Annotated in this window: 1 protein-coding gene and 1 pseudogene; one reads left to right on the top strand and one right to left on the bottom strand. The window is 26.6% G+C overall.

Annotated features, from left to right (window positions below):
• Positions 1-174: 174 nt before the first annotated feature.
• The gene (locus tag AAT22_RS18420; protein WP_047002331.1) at positions 175-1,452 is read right to left on the bottom strand and encodes an IS4 family transposase; all 1,278 of its coding nucleotides are present in this window, start codon (positions 1,450-1,452) and stop codon (positions 175-177) included.
• A gap of 126 nt (positions 1,453-1,578) precedes the next feature.
• Here AAT22_RS18420 and AAT22_RS18925 point away from each other — a divergent pair.
• Positions 1,579-1,687 (top strand): annotated as a pseudogene (locus tag AAT22_RS18925) (stage V sporulation protein AD); the annotation flags it as partial.

The raw sequence follows: 1,687 nt of genomic DNA, 5'->3' as shown, positions 1-1,687 counted from the left end.
CAATGTCATCAAGCTATAATTAAATATTTTTACAAGTATTAATTTTTATGGAAAAGCTCATATTTAATGGGCTTTTTTATGATTCTAAACCTATGTATTTTTAAATTTATGCATAAGAAATAAACCCTCACCATAATTAATGAAGATATTTCCATAAAAGTATATTAGCGTATCTTATAAAGATCTCTTTTTATTCATTCTATTAGCCATTTGGGTCGACTTATTATTTTTTCTCTCAAAACTTCTATCAGGTCTAATTGGAATTATATTTCTTTGGATTTCAGCTTTTATTTCTTTTAGCATTTTAGAGCGCTTTCTAGGGCTCCATTCAAGCATCATTAAAATTAGATTATCTTTAAGTTTACCTATTAATATATTAGTATTAACTTTATACTCATATTTTAAATTCTTATCCTTATACTTTTCTTTAATATCTTGATCTGCATCTTTCTTCGCTAGTGAAACCATATTAGTTAAGTACATTGTTGCATAAAAATCCTGCTCTATAGCTATTTGCGTTGCGCCGGTAAAGTTTTCGATTTGAAGTTTATTTTTTATTTCATTATATTTAACTTCAATTGACCATCTCTTAAAGTAAAGTTTCTTAAAATCTTCTACTAAAAAGTCTTTATCAAATATATTAGTTACTAATATTTCCATAATTTCTGATTCTAATTTGAATTTTATAACTCTTATTTTTAAAGTATCTCTATTATGCTTAACTTCTATAATTTGATCTTCCTTTGGTGCATTAACAACAACACTTAAAAAACTATTACTTACTCTCATTAAGTATTTCAATTTTTTACTTTCAATAAATTCTATAAAATCTTTTGATGGGTAACCTCTATCAAATAGTATTAAATCATTATGTGTGCCTAATTTACAAAGATTATTAATTAGCTCTTCAGCGGTTTCTCTTTCACCAGTTCTATAATGGCCTATACTAGATGTTATTATCATATCATTTTCTATATCATATAATGCCGAAGCTCGGGCACGAGCCACTTTTGCATTTTGATTTTCTATATATCCATATGTATTTCTAAGTTCTTCACTATTATGTAACTGTAAAACCGTACCATCAATGGCTAATAATCTATAACCGCGATACTTCTCAAATGGTGTATTATTATAGAACCATTCATTTACCTTATCTAGAAGATATACAAAAGCCTTAGGTGAAACCTTTCGGCGGGCTTCCGAAAATGCTTGCTTAGTAACATTTGTATCATTTTTACGTACCTTTTTAAAGAAATCATCCAATTCAAGTTGCAAGCTTTTCTTTACAAAATTTAAAGTAAACAATATTATATCTTTAAAATTCATTTTTAAATTTCCTTTTCTTGTGAAATAAGTTTTTTTCGTTCTGAATTTACACAAAAATATTATATCATCTATTATCATGTTTGTTACTCTTATTCCTTCTTTAAGATAATTAATTTTCTTCAAAAAAAATCCCCCAATCAATATTAAATTACTATATTGATTATAGGGGAATTTATTTAGAATCCTTAATTTCTGAAAATTCGCTATTTTAAACTGTAAATTATTTGAAGCTTAGCTTGATGACATTGAGGCGAGGGACCTTTAAGTAGTTACTTTGATGAAATATTAAATGATGATATGTATGGAAAAGAAAGTTATGAAAAAGCAGAAAGCGAAATGATGTACACAGCAATTACAG

The sequence above is a fragment of the Clostridium sp. C8 genome (assembly GCF_001010885.1).
GTDB classification, from domain to species: domain Bacteria; phylum Bacillota; class Clostridia; order Clostridiales; family Clostridiaceae; genus Clostridium; species Clostridium sartagoforme.
Note: the sequence above shows the minus strand (reverse complement) of the source record. Positions and strands in the feature narration are given on the sequence as shown.